The organism is Brevibacterium atlanticum (genome assembly GCF_011617245.1).
Taxonomy (GTDB): domain Bacteria; phylum Actinomycetota; class Actinomycetes; order Actinomycetales; family Brevibacteriaceae; genus Brevibacterium; species Brevibacterium atlanticum.
Genome location: NZ_CP050152.1, coordinates 2,791,872 through 2,809,120 on the forward strand (window position 1 = coordinate 2,791,872; position 17,249 = coordinate 2,809,120).

Annotated in this window: 17 protein-coding genes; 6 read left to right on the forward strand and 11 right to left on the reverse strand. The window is 67.4% G+C overall.

The genetic code is table 11. From position 1 onward, the window contains the following. From ehuC to ehuA, 3 genes are read left to right on the forward strand one after another with little or no spacing between them, the layout of a single operon-like run. Positions 1–831: an ectoine/hydroxyectoine ABC transporter permease subunit EhuC gene (gene ehuC, locus GUY23_RS12470; RefSeq protein ID WP_166972767.1), complete on the forward strand. Its 831-nt coding sequence runs from the start codon at positions 1–3 to the stop codon at positions 829–831. Further along, positions 831–1,487: an ectoine/hydroxyectoine ABC transporter permease subunit EhuD gene (ehuD, locus tag GUY23_RS12475; protein ID WP_166972769.1), complete on the forward strand. Its 657-nt coding sequence runs from the start codon at positions 831–833 to the stop codon at positions 1,485–1,487. Before ehuC ends, ehuD begins: the two co-directional genes overlap by 1 nt. Then, the gene (gene ehuA / locus GUY23_RS12480; protein WP_166972771.1) at positions 1,474–2,295 is read left to right on the forward strand and encodes an ectoine/hydroxyectoine ABC transporter ATP-binding protein EhuA; all 822 of its coding nucleotides are present in this window, start codon (positions 1,474–1,476) and stop codon (positions 2,293–2,295) included. Before ehuD ends, ehuA begins: the two co-directional genes overlap by 14 nt. An 87-nt stretch (positions 2,296–2,382) precedes the next feature. On the opposite strand, the gene rsmD is transcribed toward ehuA, so the two are convergent. Genes rsmD through GUY23_RS12500 form a run of 4 tightly spaced genes read right to left on the reverse strand, consistent with a single transcriptional unit; the run spans position 2,383 to position 7,840 of the window. Further along, positions 2,383–2,964, reverse strand: coding sequence for a 16S rRNA (guanine(966)-N(2))-methyltransferase RsmD (gene rsmD / locus GUY23_RS12485; RefSeq protein ID WP_166972773.1), 582 nt, complete (start codon positions 2,962–2,964; stop codon positions 2,383–2,385). A gap of 10 nt (positions 2,965–2,974) precedes the next feature. Continuing rightward, positions 2,975–5,122: an ATP-dependent DNA helicase RecG gene (locus GUY23_RS12490; protein ID WP_166972775.1), complete on the reverse strand. Its 2,148-nt coding sequence runs from the start codon at positions 5,120–5,122 to the stop codon at positions 2,975–2,977. Next, positions 5,119–6,759, reverse strand: a complete 1,641-nt coding sequence (locus GUY23_RS12495; RefSeq protein WP_166972777.1) for a DAK2 domain-containing protein — start codon at positions 6,757–6,759, stop codon at positions 5,119–5,121. Before GUY23_RS12495 ends, GUY23_RS12490 begins: the two co-directional genes overlap by 4 nt. A 1-nt stretch (position 6,760) precedes the next feature. Continuing rightward, entirely contained in the window at positions 6,761–7,840 is a 1,080-nt protein-coding gene (locus GUY23_RS12500; protein ID WP_166972779.1) for a thiamine-phosphate kinase, read from the reverse strand. A 32-nt stretch (positions 7,841–7,872) separates the two neighbouring features. On the opposite strand from GUY23_RS12500, the gene GUY23_RS12505 reads away from it, so the two are divergent. Further along, positions 7,873–8,439, forward strand: a complete 567-nt coding sequence (locus GUY23_RS12505) for a DUF3515 domain-containing protein (RefSeq protein ID WP_166972781.1) — start codon at positions 7,873–7,875, stop codon at positions 8,437–8,439. A 32-nt stretch (positions 8,440–8,471) separates the two neighbouring features. On the opposite strand, the gene GUY23_RS12510 is transcribed toward GUY23_RS12505, so the two are convergent. From GUY23_RS12510 to leuC, 7 genes are all read right to left on the reverse strand, one after another. After that, the gene (locus tag GUY23_RS12510; RefSeq protein WP_166972783.1) at positions 8,472–9,587 is read right to left on the reverse strand and encodes a D-alanine--D-alanine ligase family protein; all 1,116 of its coding nucleotides are present in this window, start codon (positions 9,585–9,587) and stop codon (positions 8,472–8,474) included. A 94-nt stretch (positions 9,588–9,681) separates the two neighbouring features. Then, a complete protein-coding gene (locus GUY23_RS12515; protein WP_166972785.1) occupies positions 9,682–10,215 on the reverse strand; it encodes a YbhB/YbcL family Raf kinase inhibitor-like protein in 534 nt (177 codons plus the stop codon). Beyond that, the gene (locus GUY23_RS12520) at positions 10,212–11,237 is read right to left on the reverse strand and encodes an NAD(P)H-dependent glycerol-3-phosphate dehydrogenase (protein ID WP_166972787.1); all 1,026 of its coding nucleotides are present in this window, start codon (positions 11,235–11,237) and stop codon (positions 10,212–10,214) included. Before GUY23_RS12520 ends, GUY23_RS12515 begins: the two co-directional genes overlap by 4 nt. After that, positions 11,234–12,010, reverse strand: a complete 777-nt coding sequence (locus GUY23_RS12525) for a lysophospholipid acyltransferase family protein (protein WP_166972789.1) — start codon at positions 12,008–12,010, stop codon at positions 11,234–11,236. Before GUY23_RS12525 ends, GUY23_RS12520 begins: the two co-directional genes overlap by 4 nt. Further along, the gene (murA, locus tag GUY23_RS12530; RefSeq protein ID WP_166972791.1) at positions 12,007–13,323 is read right to left on the reverse strand and encodes a UDP-N-acetylglucosamine 1-carboxyvinyltransferase; all 1,317 of its coding nucleotides are present in this window, start codon (positions 13,321–13,323) and stop codon (positions 12,007–12,009) included. Before murA ends, GUY23_RS12525 begins: the two co-directional genes overlap by 4 nt. 135 nt (positions 13,324–13,458) lie before the next feature. Beyond that, positions 13,459–14,058 (reverse strand): 3-isopropylmalate dehydratase small subunit, encoded by a 600-nt coding sequence (leuD, locus tag GUY23_RS12535; RefSeq protein ID WP_166972793.1) that lies wholly within the window; start codon positions 14,056–14,058, stop codon positions 13,459–13,461. Positions 14,059–14,074: 16 nt separating this feature from the next. Continuing rightward, complete coding sequence (gene leuC, locus GUY23_RS12540; RefSeq protein ID WP_166972795.1) at positions 14,075–15,559, reverse strand: 3-isopropylmalate dehydratase large subunit; 1,485 nt, start codon at positions 15,557–15,559, stop codon at positions 14,075–14,077. Positions 15,560–15,686: 127 nt separating this feature from the next. On the opposite strand from leuC, the gene GUY23_RS12545 reads away from it, so the two are divergent. Together GUY23_RS12545 and GUY23_RS12550 are read left to right on the forward strand one after the other, a co-directional pair. Continuing rightward, positions 15,687–16,403, forward strand: coding sequence for an IclR family transcriptional regulator (locus tag GUY23_RS12545; RefSeq protein WP_166972796.1), 717 nt, complete (start codon positions 15,687–15,689; stop codon positions 16,401–16,403). 79 nt (positions 16,404–16,482) lie between these two features. Further along, positions 16,483–17,241: a DeoR/GlpR family DNA-binding transcription regulator gene (locus tag GUY23_RS12550; RefSeq protein WP_166972798.1), complete on the forward strand. Its 759-nt coding sequence runs from the start codon at positions 16,483–16,485 to the stop codon at positions 17,239–17,241. Positions 17,242–17,249: the final 8 nt, after the last annotated feature.

The following is a 17,249-nucleotide window of genomic DNA, read 5'->3' on the forward strand; positions in this document are numbered from 1 at the left end:
ATGGACGACAATGTCTCAACGTTGCTGAACTTCCTCCCACAGCTGTGGGAGGGAGTTCAGACAACCATCATCCTCACCATCGCCGGCAGCATCGGGGCCGTCATCATCGCCCTCATCCTCGGTCTGACGATGACCTCGCCGCACTGGTGGCTGCGCATCCCGGCACGAATCGTCGTCGAATTCTTCCGCGGCACCTCTCTGCTCGTGCAGCTGTTCTGGCTGTTCTTCGTCCTGCCGCTCTTCGGTTTCGAACTCGATCCGATGCTCTGCGGCATCGGTGCGCTGGCACTCAACTACGGAGCCTACTGCGCCGAGGTGGTCCGGTCCTCGATCAAGACCGTGGCCCCGGGACAGTGGGAGGCCGCGATCGCGCTCAGTCTCTCCCCCACCCGCCGGATGATCCGTGTGATCTTCCCGCAGGCTTGGGCACTCATGATCCCGTCGATCGCGACCCTGCTCATCCAGCTGCTCAAGGGCACTGCGGTCGTCTCCTTCATCACTCTGTCGGACCTCACTGATAAGACCACTCAGCTGCGCCAGTCGACCGGCGACACGATGTTCTCGTTCTCGGTCAGCCTCATCATCTACTTCGTGCTCGCGTGGCTGCTCCAGGAATTCATGAACTTCCTCGAGCGCAGAGCGACGGCGGCGCTGGGCCGCAGGCGTCCGAATTCGCGCACGGAACGCCGCGAAGCCAGGCGCCTCGCTCGCGCAGACGCTGTGCGCAGGGATCGACTCGCCTCGCACTCGGCTGCCGGTGAGGGTGCCAATCACGGCACTGGCACGGATCCGACGAAGAATCCCTTCCCCGGTCAGGGAGGTGGCCTCTGATGTGGAATTGGGAATTCGCCGCCGAGGCGCTGCCGATCCTGCTCCGCGGATTCGTCAACACCCTCATCGCAACAGTCGTCGGCACCGTGATCGCCGCGATCCTCGGACTCATCCTCGCTGTGGCGATCCGCGGTCTTCCGCGCTGGATCAATTGGCTCGTCCGCCTCCTTGTGGCCTTTGTCCGCAACACCCCGCTGGTCGTGCAGCTGCTGTTCGTCTACTACGCGTTCGCCGACATCCCGGGCCTCGTCAATGTCCCTGCGCTGGTCATCGGCTTCATCGTCATCGGCATCCACTATTCGACGTACATGTCCGAAAGCTACCGGGCCGGCATCGATTCGGTGCCGCCGGGCCAGTTCGAGGCGGCCACCGCGCTGTCGCTGCCGCCGGTGCGCACGTTCACCGCAATCGTGCTGCCGCAGGCGCTGCGCGCGACGATCCCTTCGCTGGGAAACTACGCGGTCGCGATGTTCAAGGACACCCCGTTCCTGTTCGCGATCTCCGTCGTCGAGCTCGTCTCGGCCGCGAAGAATTTCGGCGGTTCGACCTTCGCGTATACGGAAGCCTTCACTCTGGCCGGAATCATCTTCCTCGTCGCCAGCTACCCGACCTCACTGCTCATTCAGAGATTGGATCGACGCCTTGCCACCTACTGAGAACACCCCAGCCACCCCCTCCGGGCCGAATGCCTCAGCCTCGGGCACCCCGGCGATCGAGTTCAAGGACGTGGAGAAGAGCTTCGGGTCCACGACCGTGCTCAAGGACCTCAACTTCACCGTCGCACCCGGCGAGCGCGTCACCCTCATCGGACCCAGCGGTTCCGGCAAGACGACGATCCTCCGCCTCGTGATGACTCTCGAGGAGCTCACCGGCGGCTACATCTATATCGATGGCGAACCGCTGACCTTCGAGGAACGTGACGGCAAACGCGTCGAACTGCCGAAGAAGCGCACTCGCGAGATGACCACGCGCATCGGTATGGTCTTCCAGCAGTTCAACCTGTTCCCGAACATGACGGTCCTCGAGAACATCATCGAAGCTCCCGTCCACGTGCTCGGAAAGTCGAAGGACGACGCGGTCAAGGAGGCCAAGGCCCTGCTTGAGAAGGTCGGACTCTCGGACAAGGCCGATGCGCACCCGACCAGGCTCTCCGGCGGTCAGCAGCAGCGTGTGGCCATCGCCCGTGCGCTGGCGATGAGTCCGGAGATCCTCCTCCTCGACGAGGTCACCTCGGCGCTCGATCCGGAGCTCGTCGGCGATGTGCTCGGGGTGCTGCGCGACATCGCGGAGACCACGGACATCACGATGCTGCTGGTGACCCATGAGATGCAGTTCGCCCGCGATGTCTCCCACCGGGTGATGATGTTCGACGGCGGTCAGGTCCTCGAGGAGGGTCCGCCCGACCAGATCTTCAACAACCCGAGCCACGAACGCACGAAGTCGTTCCTGTCCAGCGTGCTCTGACACCCGAACACTTCACTCCAGCTCGGTGGAACTGCAGCAGCTTGGTCCCTGCACCAAGCTGCTGCAGTTCCACCAAGCCAGCGCGTTCTAGTCGGACTCCCCGACGAGCTGGACGAAGTGGACCGCGGTCTCGCCGAAGGTCTTCGACCGGAACACCTCGAGGCCGACCGGCATCGTCGGTTCCGGTGAGCGCGCGGCGCGTTCGATGATGACGATCGATTCCATGTCCAGATGGGCTGCCAGGCGGCTGAGGATCTGCGTCACCGCGTCCTCGCCGAGCGAGTACGGCGGGTCCATGAATACGAGGTCGAAGATCCGCGCCTCGGGGTCCTCGGCGCCGGGCAGACCGGCCAAGTATTGGAGCACATCCCCGGCGTGGACGTCGGCGGAGTGGTCGAGGCCGAGCTTGTCCGCATTGGCCTGCAGCGAGCGGAGCGAGGCGAGCGAGGAATCGACGAAGTCGACCTGCGCGGCTCCTCGCGACATCGCTTCGAACCCCAGGCCCCCGGATCCGGCGAAGAGGTCGAGGACGTTCGCAGCCTGGAGTACCCCGTAGCCCTCGAGCATCGAGAACAGCGACTCCTTGACCCGGTCAGAAGTGGGTCGGGTGTTCGCCCCCGATGGGGAGGACAGCCTGGCGCCCTTGTGCGCTCCGGCGATGATTCTCATACCTGCCTCCTCAGCCTGCTTCGATGAAGTGTGCGTCGTCCTCGGGCAGGACTCGACGGATGAAGGCGCGCAGTGCGGGCACCGCCTCGAGTGAGGGGTCGACCGCGACGATCTGTTCGGCGACCGTCTTCGCCTCGGCCACGATCTCGGAGTCGCGGAGGATCGACAGGTGCCGCAGCGAGGATCCGCCCCACTGGGAGCCGCTGATCACGTCACCCTCACCGCGTGAGTCGAGGTCGTATTCGGCCAGAGCGAAGCCGTCGAGGGTCTCGGCCACCGCCTGCAGGCGGGCGTAGCTCTCGTTGTCCTCACTCAGTTCGGTGAGCATGAAGCACATCGCCGCACTGCCGTCGCGTCCGACGCGTCCGCGCAGCTGGTGGAGCTGGGCGACCCCGAAGTTCTCGGCCTCGGCGATGACCATCATCGTCGCCCGCGGCACATCGACGCCGACCTCGATGACCGTCGTCGACACGAGGACGTCGATGGCCCCCTCGGTGAAGTCCTTGAGCACCTTGTCCTTCTCACCGGTCGACATGCGCCCGTGCAGCAGCCCGAACCTCGTGCCTGCCAGCTCCGGGGTGTCCTCGAGCTTGCGGCTGAGGTCCTCGATTCCCTGCTTCTGACCGATCACCTCACCGGTCTCCGGGTCCTCGATGTCGCTCGGTTCGATCCGGGGGAAGACGACGAAGACTCCGCGTCCGGCTTCGATGGTCTCCCGCATGAGCGCGCGGACGCGGGCGAACCAGTTCGGCTGGGCGACGATCGGCACGACGTGGGTGGCGATGTCCTTCGGCCCGGCGGGCATCTCGGTCAGCGTCGAGACGTCGAGGTCGGCGAAGACGGTCATCGCGACGGTGCGCGGAATCGGGGTCGCCGACATCACGAGCGTGTGCGGGGTGGTCACTCCGCCCTTCGCGCGCATCGCCTCACGCTGTTCGACGCCGAAACGGTGCTGCTCGTCGACGACGATGAGGCCGAGGCGCTCGAAGATCGTCGATTCCGAGAGCAGCGCATGCGTGCCGACGACGATGTCGATGTTCCCGGTGGCCAGGTCGAGGGCGAGTTCGCGCCGTTCCCGCGCCGGCATCGACCCGGTCATCAGCGCCACCGTCACCTGATCATCCTCGGAGAGCAGTGGCGAGAGCGCCATCTGTTCGCCGAGGAGGCGCTGGATCGAGTGGAAATGCTGAGTCGCGAGTACCTCGGTGGGGGCGAGCATGGCCGCCTGGGCGCCCGAATCGACGGCGGTGAGCATGGCCCGCAGCGCCACGAGGGTCTTGCCGGAGCCGACGTCGCCGTGCAGGAGACGGTGCATCGGCTGGTCCCGGGCCATGTCCTCACCGATCTCCTCACCGACCGTGACCTGCGAAGGGGTGAGTGTGAAGGGCATGGACTCGTCGAAGCGACGGCTCTTCGGACCGCGGGTGAGCAGGGGCGTCGCCTGGACGGCGGCGAAGGAGGCCTTGCGGGAGGCGAACTCGGTCTGCAGGGCCAGAGCCTCTTCCCACTTCCACCGCTGCCGGGCCCGTTCGACGTCCTCGATCGTCCGCGGCTTGTGCATGTCCTCAAGCGCGGTGCGCAGATCCGGCAGCTCGAACTTCTCCCGCAGTCCCTTCGGCAGCGGATCCTCGAACTCTTCGGGACCGGCAACGCGCAGCAGCGTCTTGATCGCGCCCCACAGGCGTGACTGCGCGATCTTCTTCACCGCAGGGTAGATGGGAAACGGGGAGTTGAGGTCGTCGGGCGTCCATTCGTGGTCGTCCTCGGTGCGGTTGAGCCAGACCGGAGAGGCCAGAGTCAGCTGCCCCCGATACGACTCGACCTTGCCGCCGAAGACGACGGTCAGGCCCGGGGTCAGCGCCTTCTCCAGCCAGTGCTGGTTGAAGAAGGCGATCTTCATCGACTGGTGCCCGTCATGCACGATGACCTCGGTGATCGTGCCGCGTCGCTGTTTCATCCGCCGCGTGTTCACCGAGATGACCTCGGCCTGGATGATCGCAGTCTCCCCGAGCGGCAGGGCTCCGAGCTCGGTCCTCTCCCCCGGCACCAGGTACCGCCGCGGGAAGAACCGGAACAGGTCGGTCACCGTATGCACCCCGCGCTTGGCGAGGTTCTTCCGGTCGCCCGGCCGGAAGTTGTCCTCGAGCCGAGTCGTCATTCGACCCCCATGATCACGAGCACGCCGGAGTCCCGGGCGTCGATGTCCTGGAAGTGGACGTTGTCGTGCGACTTCGCGATCCACCCGCGCAGGTGCTTGAGCACCTCGGGTGCGCAGTCGGGGCCGTGGACGACGGTGAGCAGCTCTCCGCCCGCCCCGAGGAGCCGGTCGGCGAGCTTCTCGACCAGCGTGGACAGCTCCGTGCTCTGCGTCTTCGCCTTCCCTTCGATGAACACCCGGTAGAACTGCGCCGGATGAGCTCCACCGACAGCTGGAGCAGCCGTGCCCAACGCGGGGTGAGTCGGTGCGATCGCCGAGGCGGCGCCGTCCACCCCGTGCACCAGTTCGTCGATGACCGGCAGGGCACCCGTCGGCGGGTTCACGGCGAGCTGATCGGCCGAGAGGATCGTGCCCACCCTGGTGCCGGCCGCCGCTTCGGTCATGTCGGCGAAGATCTCCGCCGCGGGGGCGAAGGGATCGTAGACGGCCAGCGCCGAGAGCAGGGTGGCGACGTTGCGTGAGCGCACGACCTGCGCCCTGAATCCGGACAATGCCTTGAGCGCCGAGGTGGAGCTGGGGACGACGATGACCTCACGGTCCTCGTCGGCGACGATCTCGGCGATCGATTCGGTGAGGTCCTCGACGGCCGGGGTGAGCGCGGTGGCCCCGTTGAGCGCGACGTGCATGAGCAGTCCCGTGCCCTGGACGAGGGCGATGAGCTTCGTCTCGCCCTCCTCTTCGTGGAGGCGCAGGTCCTCCATGTCCAAGCGGGCGATGCCGGAGTCGCCGAGGTGGTCGATGACGGCCGCGGCGGTCGTTTCGTCGGCGACGTGGACGTGGATCTTGGTGCGGTTGATGACGATCGAGGTGCCGCCGAGGCGGTCGAGTTCGGTTGCGAGTCCGTCCGGTGGAACGGTGGCGAGGATCGCGACGATCTCGAGTTCCTCGGCTGTGGCTTCGTGGAGGATGCGCGGAGCGCGGGAGACCTCGGTGAGCATGGAGTCCTGCGGGGTGCGGCCGGTGACGGTGGCGTAGAGGAGGTCGAAGAGTTCGACGATCCCGGTGGAGCCGGCGTCGACGACTTCGGCTTCGCGCAGCACCGTCAGCTGCCCGGTGGTCTCGCGCAGGGCCGTGCGGGAGCGTTCGCGCACGGCGCTGATGACGGCCACCAGGTTCTCTCCGTGATCCGCGTGTTCCCGGGCCTCGGTGGCCATGGCGTCGAGGACGGTGAGCATGGTGCCGTCGACGGGTCGGGCGACGGCGGCGCGGGCTCGGTCGGAGGCGGTCTCCAGGGCGGTGGCCATGGCGTCGGCGGTCGCGACGGTGACTCCGGCCAGAGCGTCGGCCACACCTTGGAGGGCGACGGCGAGGATGAGTCCGGAGTTGCCGCGGGCGCCTCGTCCAGCGCCTGCGGCCAGGGCCGCGACGACCTGCGGGAGGGTGACGGGCCCGGTGAGCTCTTCGACGGCGAGGTAGGCCGAGCGCAGCGTGTGGTACATGTTCGTGCCGGTGTCGCCGTCGGGAACGGGGAAGACGTTGAGCTCGTCGATCTCGGTGCGCTCCTTGCGCAGCCGGTCGACCGCCCGGCGGGCCCATCTGGCGGCCAGGCGACCATTGAGGCTGATGGCGTTGCTCATGTCACTTCCCGAAATGGCTGAAACCGCTCGTCGGCATGGCTGTGCCGTCGAGGCTGACGTCGTGTCCGGAGCGGACCTCTCCGATCCTCAGCCAGCCTACTCCAGGGCTCTGACGCTGCGGTGCCGACGCGGCGAAGCCGTGGTCTTCTCCCCCGTCCAGGACCCAGGACAGTGCGAGATCCTCAGCGTCGGCCGCACCATCCGCACCATCCGTGCCGTTCGTGCCGCACCCGCCGGTACCTCCACGACCGGTGCGAGAGTCGAGCACATACTCGGCCGCGAGCAGCAGCGGGTCGATGAGCCCCTTGAGTGCCGCGCGGTCGAGGTCGATGCCGACCCCGGAAGCGTCGGCGAGGCGTGCGAGGTCCGTGCTCAGACCGTCGGAGACGTCGATCATCGCCGAGGTGACCGAGCGGGTGCGCATCGCCGCATAGTCCGGTTGCGGTGCCAGTTGGGCGTCGATGAGGGCGGCGAGATCGGGGCCGGCCGTGTCCGAACGCAGTCCCGCGAAGAGCAGCTCGAGTCCCGCGGCGGCCCTCCCCACGGTGCCCGCCAGGTAGACGCCGTCACCCGGCGCCGCCCCCGAACGGAGAATCGCCGACGTCGTCCCCACACCGGACGTTTCGGCCCCGGCAGCGACGGTCCCCAGCGCCGTGATCGCCACGACGATGAGCCCCGATGACGAGAGATCCCCACCGATGATCGGCACGTCGCACTCAAGCGCCTGACCTGCGCGGGACGCCTCGGCGACGATACCTGAGAACAGCGCTTCGAGATCGACGATGTCCGTGTCATCGGGCACCGCCAGGGACACGAGCAGTCCGTGCGGCACCGCTCCCATGGCGCACACGTCGGCGAGGTTCTGTGCCGCGGCCTTCCGTCCCAGCCGGCCCCAGTCCAACCAGTCGCGGGTGAAGTCCTCGTTCTCGACGAGCATGTCCGCCGTGGACACGAGATCACCGCGCAGCCGGGTCACGGCACCGTCGTCCCCGGGACCGACGATCACCTGGGATCCGCTGCGATTGTGGATGAGCATGCGCCCCAGAACGTGTGATTCGCCAAGTTCGGACAGTCGGGTCATGGCCCAAGGCTATCGGGAGATACGGTTGTCCTATGAGATCTCGCCCTGCCTCGACGCGCCGTGTCTCGACTTCGTCGTTCGACGCATCGTCTTCGCCGCGCCGCACCCGACGAGAGCCGCGCCGCCCGCGCGCTCTCGCCGTCGCCGCCGTGGCCACTGTGCTCGCCGGCGTCGCCCTCTCGGGCTGTTCACGCACGGTGATCGTCGACCCGGCCGAGGATGCGGCGAATCCCGAGTGCGCCGACATCATGCTCACCCTGCCCGATGAGATCTCGGGAGCGAAGGCTCGCACCACCTCCTCGCAGGGCACGAAGGCGTGGGGGGATCCGAACATCGCGGTGCTGCGCTGCGGCGTCACCCCGCCCGGACCGACGACCGATCAGTGCGTGAGCGTGAGCGGGGTCGACTGGATCTCGAAGCCGACCGACGATGACGATTCGACGTGGATGTTCACCAGTTACGGCCGCACGCCCGCCGTCGAGGTCCTCGTCAATCGCAAGGCCGAGTCCGGCAATGATGTGCTCGCTGCGATCTCACCGGCACTGGCGAAGATCAAGCCCGACGAGAAGTGCGTCGGTGCCGACGATCTCGAGGGCTAGCCACGCACACCCTCGAGGGCTAGCCGCTCACCTCACTTCGCGCGGGCGTGATCGACCAGGGCGATGGAGATGAGTTCGGCGATGAGCTCGGAGTATTCGAGCCCCGACTGCGCCCACATGAAGGGGTACGCCGAGGTGGGGGTGAACCCGGGCAGCGTGTTGAGTTCGTTGATGAGGACCTCGCCGGAGTCCGTGACGAACGTGTCGACGCGGGCCAAGCCGGTGCAGTCGAAGAGCCGGAACACCGAGGCGGCCAGCTCCTGCACCCGGGCGGTGGCCGCCTCGTCGAGCGGCGCCGGGCAGGTCACCTCGGCATCGGCGAGATCGAGGTACTTCGCGTCGAAGTCGTAGAACGTATGGTCCCCCGACACGCTGATCTCCCCCGGTGAGGACGTGCGCAGGTGTGAGTCGTGGAGGGACCCGAGCACGGCGCATTCGACCTCACGGCCGTTGACCTGGGGTTCGACGATGACCTTGGAGTCGTGTTCGAAGGCTCCGACCAGGGCCGCTTCCAGACCATCGGCCGAGGCGACCCGGCTCACTCCCATCGACGAACCCGCACGGGCGGGTTTGACGAACACGGGCAGGCCGAGACCAGCGACCCGGGACTCGACGTCGGCCCGGTCGGCCTCCCACATCGTCTCGGTGACGAGCTCCCAGTCGCACGTGGGGATTCCGGCGTTGGCCATGAGCGACTTCGTGTAGTGCTTGTCCATGCTCGCGGCCGAGGAGAACACCCCGGAGCCGACGAACGCGGTGTCGCTGATCTCGAAGAGCCCCTGCAGGGTGCCGTCCTCACCGAAGCGGCCGTGCAGCAGCGGGAAGTACACGTCGACGGTGCCGAGTTCGGAATACTTGCCGTCGGCATCACGGTGCAGCAGCGGTGCCCCATTCGCGGAGATCGGCGGGATCACCTCGGTGCCGTCGTCGGTGACCTCGGGCATCGCCTGCGGGTCGAAGCGCATGTCCGCCCAGTCCTCGACGATGCGCCACACTCCGGTCTTCGTGATCCCGATGGGGAGCACGTCGAAGGCCTCGCCGTCGATGGCGCCGATCACGCCGGCCGCGGTGACGCAGCTGACGGAGTGCTCGCTCGAACGCCCACCGAAGAGGACTGCGACGAGGGGCCGGTGATCGTTGTCTGCCATGCGATTCCTTGCTGTGTGTTACTCCCGCGACACGGGCTGCGGACACGGGGTGCGCACCGTCTGAGGGCGAGTGCGCGGACTGAAGAACTCTAGCTCACTTGAGCTCGAAGGTGCACTCCAGCCAGGCCCGGCCGATCGCCTTGAAGAACATGGTGAAACCGGCGAAGGCAGGGGTGGCGGAGTCGTCGATGCCCAGCGGTTCACCGAGCGCCGTGACGATGAAGAAGTAGCGGTGCGGGCCGTGGCCCTCCGGAGGTGCGGCACCGACGAAGCGCGGTTCGCCGGCGTCGTTGCGCAGGGTCACAGCACCATCGGGCAGCAGGTTCGCGCTCGGGTCGCCGGCGTTGGAGTCAAGGCTCGTGACCGAGGCGTCGAGATCGGTGACGACCCAGTGCCAGAAGCCCGACCCGGTCGGGGCGTCGGGGTCGTAGCAGGTCACCGCGAAGGCCTTCGTCTCCTCGGGGAACCCGGACCAGGACAGCTGCGGGGAGACGTCCTCACCGCCGGGCACGCCCATCGCACCGGAGAGCTGCGGGCCGGTGAGCACACCGCCGTCCTCGATGTCGGTGCTGGTCAGCGTGAAGGTCGGGAGTTCGGGAAGGTTAAAGAACGGGGAATTCGCGCTCATGGCTGCTCCTTTGGCGGTGGTCCTTCGTGCTTACGTTTCCGAGACAACAGCAATCCTGCCAGTTCGTCAACCTGCAGTCTGCCGGCGAGCACTGCGCAGACCGCCTCGGTGATGGGCAGGTCGACGCCGTAGCGTTTGCCGAGTGCGAGCACGGCCGGGGCCGACTTCACGCCCTCGGCCGTCTGCGAGGTGTGGGCGATGACGTCCTCGAGGCTCATCCCCTCACCGAGGTGGCGCCCGAAGGTGCGATTGCGCGAGAGCGGGGACGCACACGTGGCGACGAGATCCCCGAGCCCGGCGAGCCCGGACAGGGTGTGGGCTTCGGCGCCCATGGCCGCGGCCAGTCGGGAGGTCTCGGCGAGTCCGCGGGTGATGATCGAGGCCTTCGAATTGTCGCCGAGCTTCTGCCCGTCGGCGATGCCCACGGACAGGGCGATGATGTTCTTGACCGCGCCGCCGAGTTCGACGCCGACGACGTCCGTGTTCGTATACGGACGGAAGTACGCGTTCGCGCTGATCTCGGCGACCACCTCGGCGGTGGTGATGTCGGCCGAGGCGACGACGGTGGCGGTGGGCTGACGATCGGCGATCTCACGGGCGAGATTCGGTCCGGAGACGACGGCGATCTGGGAATCGGCGACCTCGGCGACCTCGGCGATGACCTCGGACATGCGCTTGCCGGTGTCGACCTCGATGCCCTTCATCAGGCTGACCAGCTTCACCCCGTCACGCAGGTGCGGCTTCCACCGCGAGAGGTTCTCACGCAGCGTCTGCGCCGGCACGGCGAGGACGATGACCTCGGCGTCGGTGACGGCGGCGATGTCATCATCGGTGGCGCTCAGCAGCTCGGGCAGGGCCCGATCACCGAGGTAGCGCTCGTTCGTATGGGCAGTGGTGATCTCCTCGGCGACCTCGGTGCGGCGGGCCCAGAGGGTGACGGGGAATCCGGCGTCGGCGATGACCGCGGCATAGGTCGTGCCCCACGATCCGGCTCCGAGGACTGCGATCTTCTCCACGCTCATTCGTCGGTCTCCTTGGTTGCGAATCGGGTCGGCAGCTCACGGCCGGAGAGCTCGGCGACCATGGCCGCGATCGTGTTCTTCAGCCGGTGGGACAGCTCCCCCATGGTCGACTTCTCGTCCCGGTGGGACCACAGGTCCGAGTAGTCCAGGGCGGGCCCGAACTCGACGATGCAGTCGTGACTGAACGGTTTGAAGCGCAGTCGCTTCCTGCCCCCGCGCGGGTAGATCTCGTCGAGCCCCCAGTGGGCGACGGGGATGATCGGCGCTCCGGTCTCCAGGGCCAGGCGGGCGGTGCCGGTCTTGAAGTGCTGGGGCCAGAAGTCGGGATCCTTCGTCAGGGTGCCCTCGGGGTAGATGACGACGGTCTCGCCCTTGGCCAGGGCCTGCTTCGCATATGCCAAGGAGTCCCCTGCCTGTGCGGAGGCGCGCAGGACGGGGATCTGTCCGATGCGTTTGAGGATCCTGCCGAGGATGCCTGTGAACAGGGTGGACTTCGCGAGGAAGTGCGGCATCCGGCCGTTGCGCTTGAGGGCGAGGCCCACGAGGATCGGGTCGAGATGGTTCGCGTGGTAGGCGGCGACGATCATGCCCTCACCGACGGGCGGGAGGTTGTCCAGGCCCTTCACGCGGATCTTCGTGGCCGTGCGCATGAGCCCGTACGCGGCCGTGGCCGCGACGGTGCCGGCCCGGCTCTGCGACCGCACCGAGGCGGGGTCGAAGGAGACGAGCGGCTGGCCGTCTTCGTTCGCGTCGGGTTCGGTCACAGCACTCATGCGGCCACCTCGGCGCCGAGGCCCGTGAGCTTGTCGAGGAAGTTCTCGTATCCGCGGTTGATCAGTTCGATGCCGTGGACCTCGCTCGTGCCCTGGGCGGCGAGTGCGGCGATGAGGTGACTGAAGCCGCCGCGCAGATCGGGCACGTCGATGCGGGTGCCCTTGAGGTCGGTCGGTCCCGACACGACCGCCGAGTGCCGGTAGTTCATCCGCCCGAAGCGACAGGGGGTGCCGCCGAGGCATTCGCGGTAGAGCTGGATCTGAGCGCCCATGTCACGCAGCGCGTCGGTGAAGCCGAAGCGGTTCTCGTACACGGTCTCGTGGATGATCGACAGGCCCTCTGCCTGAGTCATCGCGACGACGAGGGGCTGCTGCCAGTCGGTCATGAATCCGGGGTGCACGTCGGTCTCGAGCGCGAAGGAGGAGAGCTTGCCGCCGGGGTGCCGGAAGCGGATGCCGGTCTCCTGGACGTCGAATTCGCCGCCGATCTTGCGGAAGATGTTGAGGAACGTGATGAGTTCGGGCTGGCTGGCTCCGGCGACGAAGATGTCTCCGCCGGTGGCCAGGGCCGCCGAGGCCCAGGACGCGGCCTCGTTGCGGTCGGGCAGGGCACGGTGGATGAAGCCGCGCAGCGTCTCCACACCTTCGATGCGCACCACCCGGTCGGTGTCGACGGTGATGATCGCGCCCATCTTCTGCAGCAGCGCGATGAGGTCCATGATCTCGGGTTCGATCGCGGCGCCCCGCAGCTCGGTCACACCTTCGGCGCGCACGGCGGTGAGCAGGACCTGCTCGGTGGCCCCGACCGAGGGGTAGGGCAGTTCGACCTTCGTGCCCTGCAGGCGGCGGGTGGCCTTGAGCATGATGCCGCCGGGAGTCTTGTCGACCTCGGCGCCGAAGCTGCGGAGCACGTCGAGGTGGAAGTTGATGGGCCGGTCCCCGATGTGGCAGCCGCCGAGGTCGGGGATGAAGGCCTGCCCGAGGCTGTGCAGCAGCGGACCGCAGAAGAGGATCGGGATGCGCGAGGAGCCGGCATGCGCGTCGATGTCGACGATGGAGCCCTGGGCGACGTCGGCGGGATCGAGGTGGAGCTCACCGTCGGGCAGGTCGCCGTCGGGGGCGGCGCTGACGCGCACACCGTGGAGCTCTAAGAGTCCGGTGACGATCTCGACGTCGCGGATGTTGGGCACGCCGCGGAGCACGGATGGGGTCTCGCCCAGCAGGGAGGCGACCATCGCCTTGGGCACCAGGTTCTTCGCTCCCCGGACTCGGACGGTGCCGTCCAGCGGATTTCCCCCACGTACTTCGAGCATGTTCCTCCCTGTTTCCGGCGCGCGAATCCGACTGAGCAGACTCTTCAGACGGTGCCCGAGATGTGGTTCGGGCACCGTCTAAGACTATCGCAGACGAGGGCCGGTCATCGATTCGCCGAGGCGGTCGGTGAGGGTTCAGACCTTGGCGGGCAGGGTCGTCGGCTTGAACGCGAACCGGGAGGATTCGTAGCCGACGATGTCGTCCTCCTTGGCCAGGGTGAGGCTGATGTCGTCGTGGCCCTCTAACAGGCGCCAGCGCGTGTAGTCATCGATCTGGAAGGACACGGTCACCGTGTCGCAGGTGACCGTCTTCTCATTGAGATCGACGGTGATCGGAGTGCCCGGATGGTTCTCGAGGATCTTCCAGATCAGTTCGATGTCGTCCTGGGCCAGCTGCGCGGCGAGCAGCCCCTCCTTGCCGGAGTTGCCGCGGAAGATGTCGCCGAAGCGCGAGGACAGGACGACCCGGAAGCCGTAGTCCTTGAGCGCCCAGACGGCGTGTTCGCGCGAGGAGCCGGTGCCGAAGTCGGGGCCGGCGACGAGCACGGAGCCGGACGAGTAGTCCGGGTCATTGAGGACGAAGTCGTCATTGGTCCGCCACCGGTAGAACAGGGCGTCCTCGAAGCCGGTGCGGGTGACCCGCTTGAGGAACTTCGCGGGGATGATCTGGTCGGTGTCGATGTTGGATCGGCGCAGAGGAACGCCGATGCCGGTGTGGGTGCTGAATGCTTCCATGATCGGTGGTCCTTTCTCAGTCGTTCGCCGACACAGGCGTCAGGGTCAGGGACAGGCGCTCGTCGGCCCATTCCACAGGTTCGGCGTCGCGGGGCAGGTCGCTGACGTCACCGGGTGAGGACAGGGTGCCACGCACCGCGGTGGCCGCTGCCACGAGCGGTGAGACGAGGTGGGTGCGGCCGCCCTTGCCCTGTCGGCCTTCGAAGTTGCGGTTCGAGGTCGAGGCGCAGCGCTCCCCCTCGGCGAGCTGGTCGGGATTCATGCCCAAGCACATCGAGCAGCCGGCGAAGCGCCATTCGCCGCCGAAGTCCTTGAAGATCCGATCGAGGCCTTCGTCTTCGGCCTGGAGGCGGACCTTCGCGGAGCCGGGGACGACCATGAAGCGGACGTTGTCGGCCTTCTTCCGGCCGCGGACCACCTCGGCGGCGGCGCGCAGATCTTCGATCCGGGAGTTCGTACACGAACCGAGGAAGACGGTGTCGACCTCGATCTCGCGCAGCGGGGTACCCGGAGTCAGACCCATATAGGCGAGCGCGTTGGCCGCGGCGGCCTTGTCGTTCTCGTCGTGGAAGTCATCGGGGCTGGGCACCGAGGCCGACAGCGGCAGGCCCTGACCGGGGTTCGTGCCCCAGGTGACGAAGGGTTCGATGTCCTCGGCCTTGAGGACGACCTCACGGTCGAATTCGGCGCCTTCGTCGGTGTACAGGGTCTTCCAGTACTCGACGGCGGCGTCCCAGTCCTCGCCCTCGGGGGCGTGCGGGCGGCCCTTGACGTACTCGAAGGTCGTCTCGTCGGGGGCGACCATGCCGGCACGGGCGCCGGCCTCGATCGACATGTTGCAGATCGTCATGCGTGCTTCCATGGACAGCTGACGGATCGCGGAGCCGCGGTATTCCAGGACGTAGCCCTGACCGCCGCCGGTGCCGATCTTCGCGATGATCGCGAGGATGATGTCCTTGGCACTCGAGCCCTCGGGCAGGTCGCCGTCGACGGTGATCGACATCGTCTTGAAGGGCTTGAGGGACAGGGTCTGGGTGGCGAGCACGTGCTCGACCTCGGAGGTGCCGATGCCGAAGGCGAGCGCCCCGAAGGCACCATGGGTCGAGGTGTGCGAGTCGCCGCAGACGACGGTGGTGCCCGGCTGGGTCAGGCCCAGCTGCGGTCCCACGACGTGGACGATGCCCTGGTCGGCATCGCCGAGGCTGTGCAGGCGGATCCCGAATTCTTGCGCGTTCTTGCGCAGGGTGTTGATCTGCGTGGCCGAGGTGGGTTCGGCGATCGGCTTGTCGATGTCCCACGTCGGAGTGTTGTGGTCCTCGGTGGCGATGGTGAGATCGGGGCGGCGCACAGGGCGCCCGGCGAGTCGGAGTCCATCGAATGCCTGGGGACTCGTGACCTCGTGAACGAGGTGGAGATCGATGTAGATCAGGTCCGGCGCACCGTCTTCACCAAGTGAGACGACGTGATCGGCCCAGACCTTCTCGGCCAATGTGCGTGGCATGGTTCCTCCCGCCGGTACAGGGATTGCCTGTCCTTGCTCTGGTTCTGTGGTGATGAGGAAAAATCTACTCGCCCGTATCGCATTTCGAACTTGCATCTCGCCCACTGAGACGCGCACAATGGGTGTTATGACAAGCAATGGTAGCGGCGTCGGAGTCATCGACAAGGCCGCAATGGTTCTCTCCGCACTTGAGGCCGGACCGGCCTCTCTCGCCGAACTGGTGACGCTGACCGGACTGGCACGCCCCACTGCCCACCGCCTGGCTGTTGCCCTCGAATTCCACCGCATCGTCGGTCGTGACCTGCAGGGCCGGTTCGTCCTCGGTCCGCGCCTGGCCGAGCTGTCCTCGGCCGCCGGCGAGGACCGTCTGCTCGCCGCGGCCGGTCCCGTGCTCGGACAGCTGCGCGACCAGACCGGTGAGTCCGCTCAGCTCTTCCGCCGGCAGGGCGATCTGCGCCTGTGCGTGGCCGCAGCCGAACGCCCCGTGGGTCTGCGCGACTCCGTGCCGATCGGCGCGACCCTCTCAATGCGCGCCGGCTCCGCGGCCCAGGTGCTGCTCGCCTGGGAGGAGCCGGACCGTCTGCACACCGGACTGCGCGGGGCCAGGTTCTCCGCGACGATGCTCTCCGGTGTCCGTCGCCGAGGTTGGGCCCAGTCGATCGCCGAACGTGAGCGCGGCGTCGCCTCGGTGTCGGCTCCTGTGCGCGGACCGAGCAACCGCGTGGTTGCCGCCGTCTCGATCTCCGGGCCCGTCGACCGTCTGACCCGTCAGCCCGGACGGCTGCACGCGAAGTCCGTCATCGATGCGGCCAGGACGCTGACCGAAGCCCTGGTCCGCGGCTGAGCCGCGACCGCATGCCGCACTCCGCCACCTGCGGGCCCGAGGATCTCGTCCTCGGGCCCTCGGTCTGTACTATGGCCCCATGATCGCCGCCCAGAGACGCAACATCATCGTCGATACGATCGAGCGAGACGGCGCCGTCTCCATCACCGCCCTGTCCGACAGCCTCGACACCTCGGCCGTGACGATTCGCCGCGACCTCGATCAGCTCGCCGAGGAGGGGCGCCTCGTGCGCACCCACGGCGGTGCCGTGCTCGCCTCGAGCGCCAGGGAGTCGAGCTATGCGGAGAAGCTCGAGCAGGCGCTGGCCGAGAAGACCGCGATCGCCCGAGCCGCGGCGACCCGGGTGCGCAATGGTGATGTCGTGGCACTGGGGCCGGGCACGACGACGGAGCTGCTGGCCAAGGAGCTCGTGACCCGTTCGGGGCTGCGGGTGGTGACGAACTCTCTGCTCGTCGCCGAGGCCATGGTCTCCTCCCCCGACAATGAGGTCATCGTCGTCGGCGGCATCCTGCGCCACTCGATCCGCGCCTTCGTCGGCGGCAGCACGGTCTCGACGCTGCTCGGCCTGCGCGCCGACACGGTGTTCCTCTCCGGCAACGGCCTGGCCGCTGACTTCGGCCTCTCGACCCCGGCGTTCCCGGTCGCGGATACGGATCGGGCCATGGCCGCTGGGGCCGGACGGGTCATCGCACTCGTCGACCACACGAAGGTCGGCCTCCGAGCCTCGGTGCTCACGGTTCCGACGGATGAGATCCAGCACCTCATCACGGATTCGCAGAGTGAGACGACGGAGCTCGAGGCCCTCCGTGCGGCCGGCGTCGAGGTCGAAGCCGTGTGAATCTGCGC

What these genes read in the sequence shown, in the direction of transcription:
- ehuC (WP_166972767.1), top strand. Translation starts at nt 1, where the DNA reads ATGGACGACAATGTCTCAACGTTGCTGAACTTCCTCCCACAGCTGTGG.
- ehuD (WP_166972769.1), top strand. Translation starts at nt 831, where the DNA reads ATGTGGAATTGGGAATTCGCCGCCGAGGCGCTGCCGATCCTGCTCCGC.
- rsmD (WP_166972773.1), bottom strand. Translation starts at nt 2,964, where the DNA reads ATGAGAATCATCGCCGGAGCGCACAAGGGCGCCAGGCTGTCCTCCCCA.
- GUY23_RS12490 (WP_166972775.1), bottom strand. Translation starts at nt 5,122, where the DNA reads ATGACGACTCGGCTCGAGGACAACTTCCGGCCGGGCGACCGGAAGAAC.
- GUY23_RS12495 (WP_166972777.1), bottom strand. Translation starts at nt 6,759, where the DNA reads ATGAGCAACGCCATCAGCCTCAATGGTCGCCTGGCCGCCAGATGGGCC.
- GUY23_RS12500 (WP_166972779.1), bottom strand. Translation starts at nt 7,840, where the DNA reads ATGACCCGACTGTCCGAACTTGGCGAATCACACGTTCTGGGGCGCATG.
- GUY23_RS12505 (WP_166972781.1), top strand. Translation starts at nt 7,873, where the DNA reads ATGAGATCTCGCCCTGCCTCGACGCGCCGTGTCTCGACTTCGTCGTTC.
- GUY23_RS12510 (WP_166972783.1), bottom strand. Translation starts at nt 9,587, where the DNA reads ATGGCAGACAACGATCACCGGCCCCTCGTCGCAGTCCTCTTCGGTGGG.
- GUY23_RS12515 (WP_166972785.1), bottom strand. Translation starts at nt 10,215, where the DNA reads ATGAGCGCGAATTCCCCGTTCTTTAACCTTCCCGAACTCCCGACCTTC.
- GUY23_RS12520 (WP_166972787.1), bottom strand. Translation starts at nt 11,237, where the DNA reads ATGAGCGTGGAGAAGATCGCAGTCCTCGGAGCCGGATCGTGGGGCACG.
- GUY23_RS12525 (WP_166972789.1), bottom strand. Translation starts at nt 12,010, where the DNA reads ATGAGTGCTGTGACCGAACCCGACGCGAACGAAGACGGCCAGCCGCTC.
- murA (WP_166972791.1), bottom strand. Translation starts at nt 13,323, where the DNA reads ATGCTCGAAGTACGTGGGGGAAATCCGCTGGACGGCACCGTCCGAGTC.
- leuD (WP_166972793.1), bottom strand. Translation starts at nt 14,058, where the DNA reads ATGGAAGCATTCAGCACCCACACCGGCATCGGCGTTCCTCTGCGCCGA.
- leuC (WP_166972795.1), bottom strand. Translation starts at nt 15,559, where the DNA reads ATGCCACGCACATTGGCCGAGAAGGTCTGGGCCGATCACGTCGTCTCA.
- GUY23_RS12545 (WP_166972796.1), top strand. Translation starts at nt 15,687, where the DNA reads ATGACAAGCAATGGTAGCGGCGTCGGAGTCATCGACAAGGCCGCAATG.
- GUY23_RS12550 (WP_166972798.1), top strand. Translation starts at nt 16,483, where the DNA reads ATGATCGCCGCCCAGAGACGCAACATCATCGTCGATACGATCGAGCGA.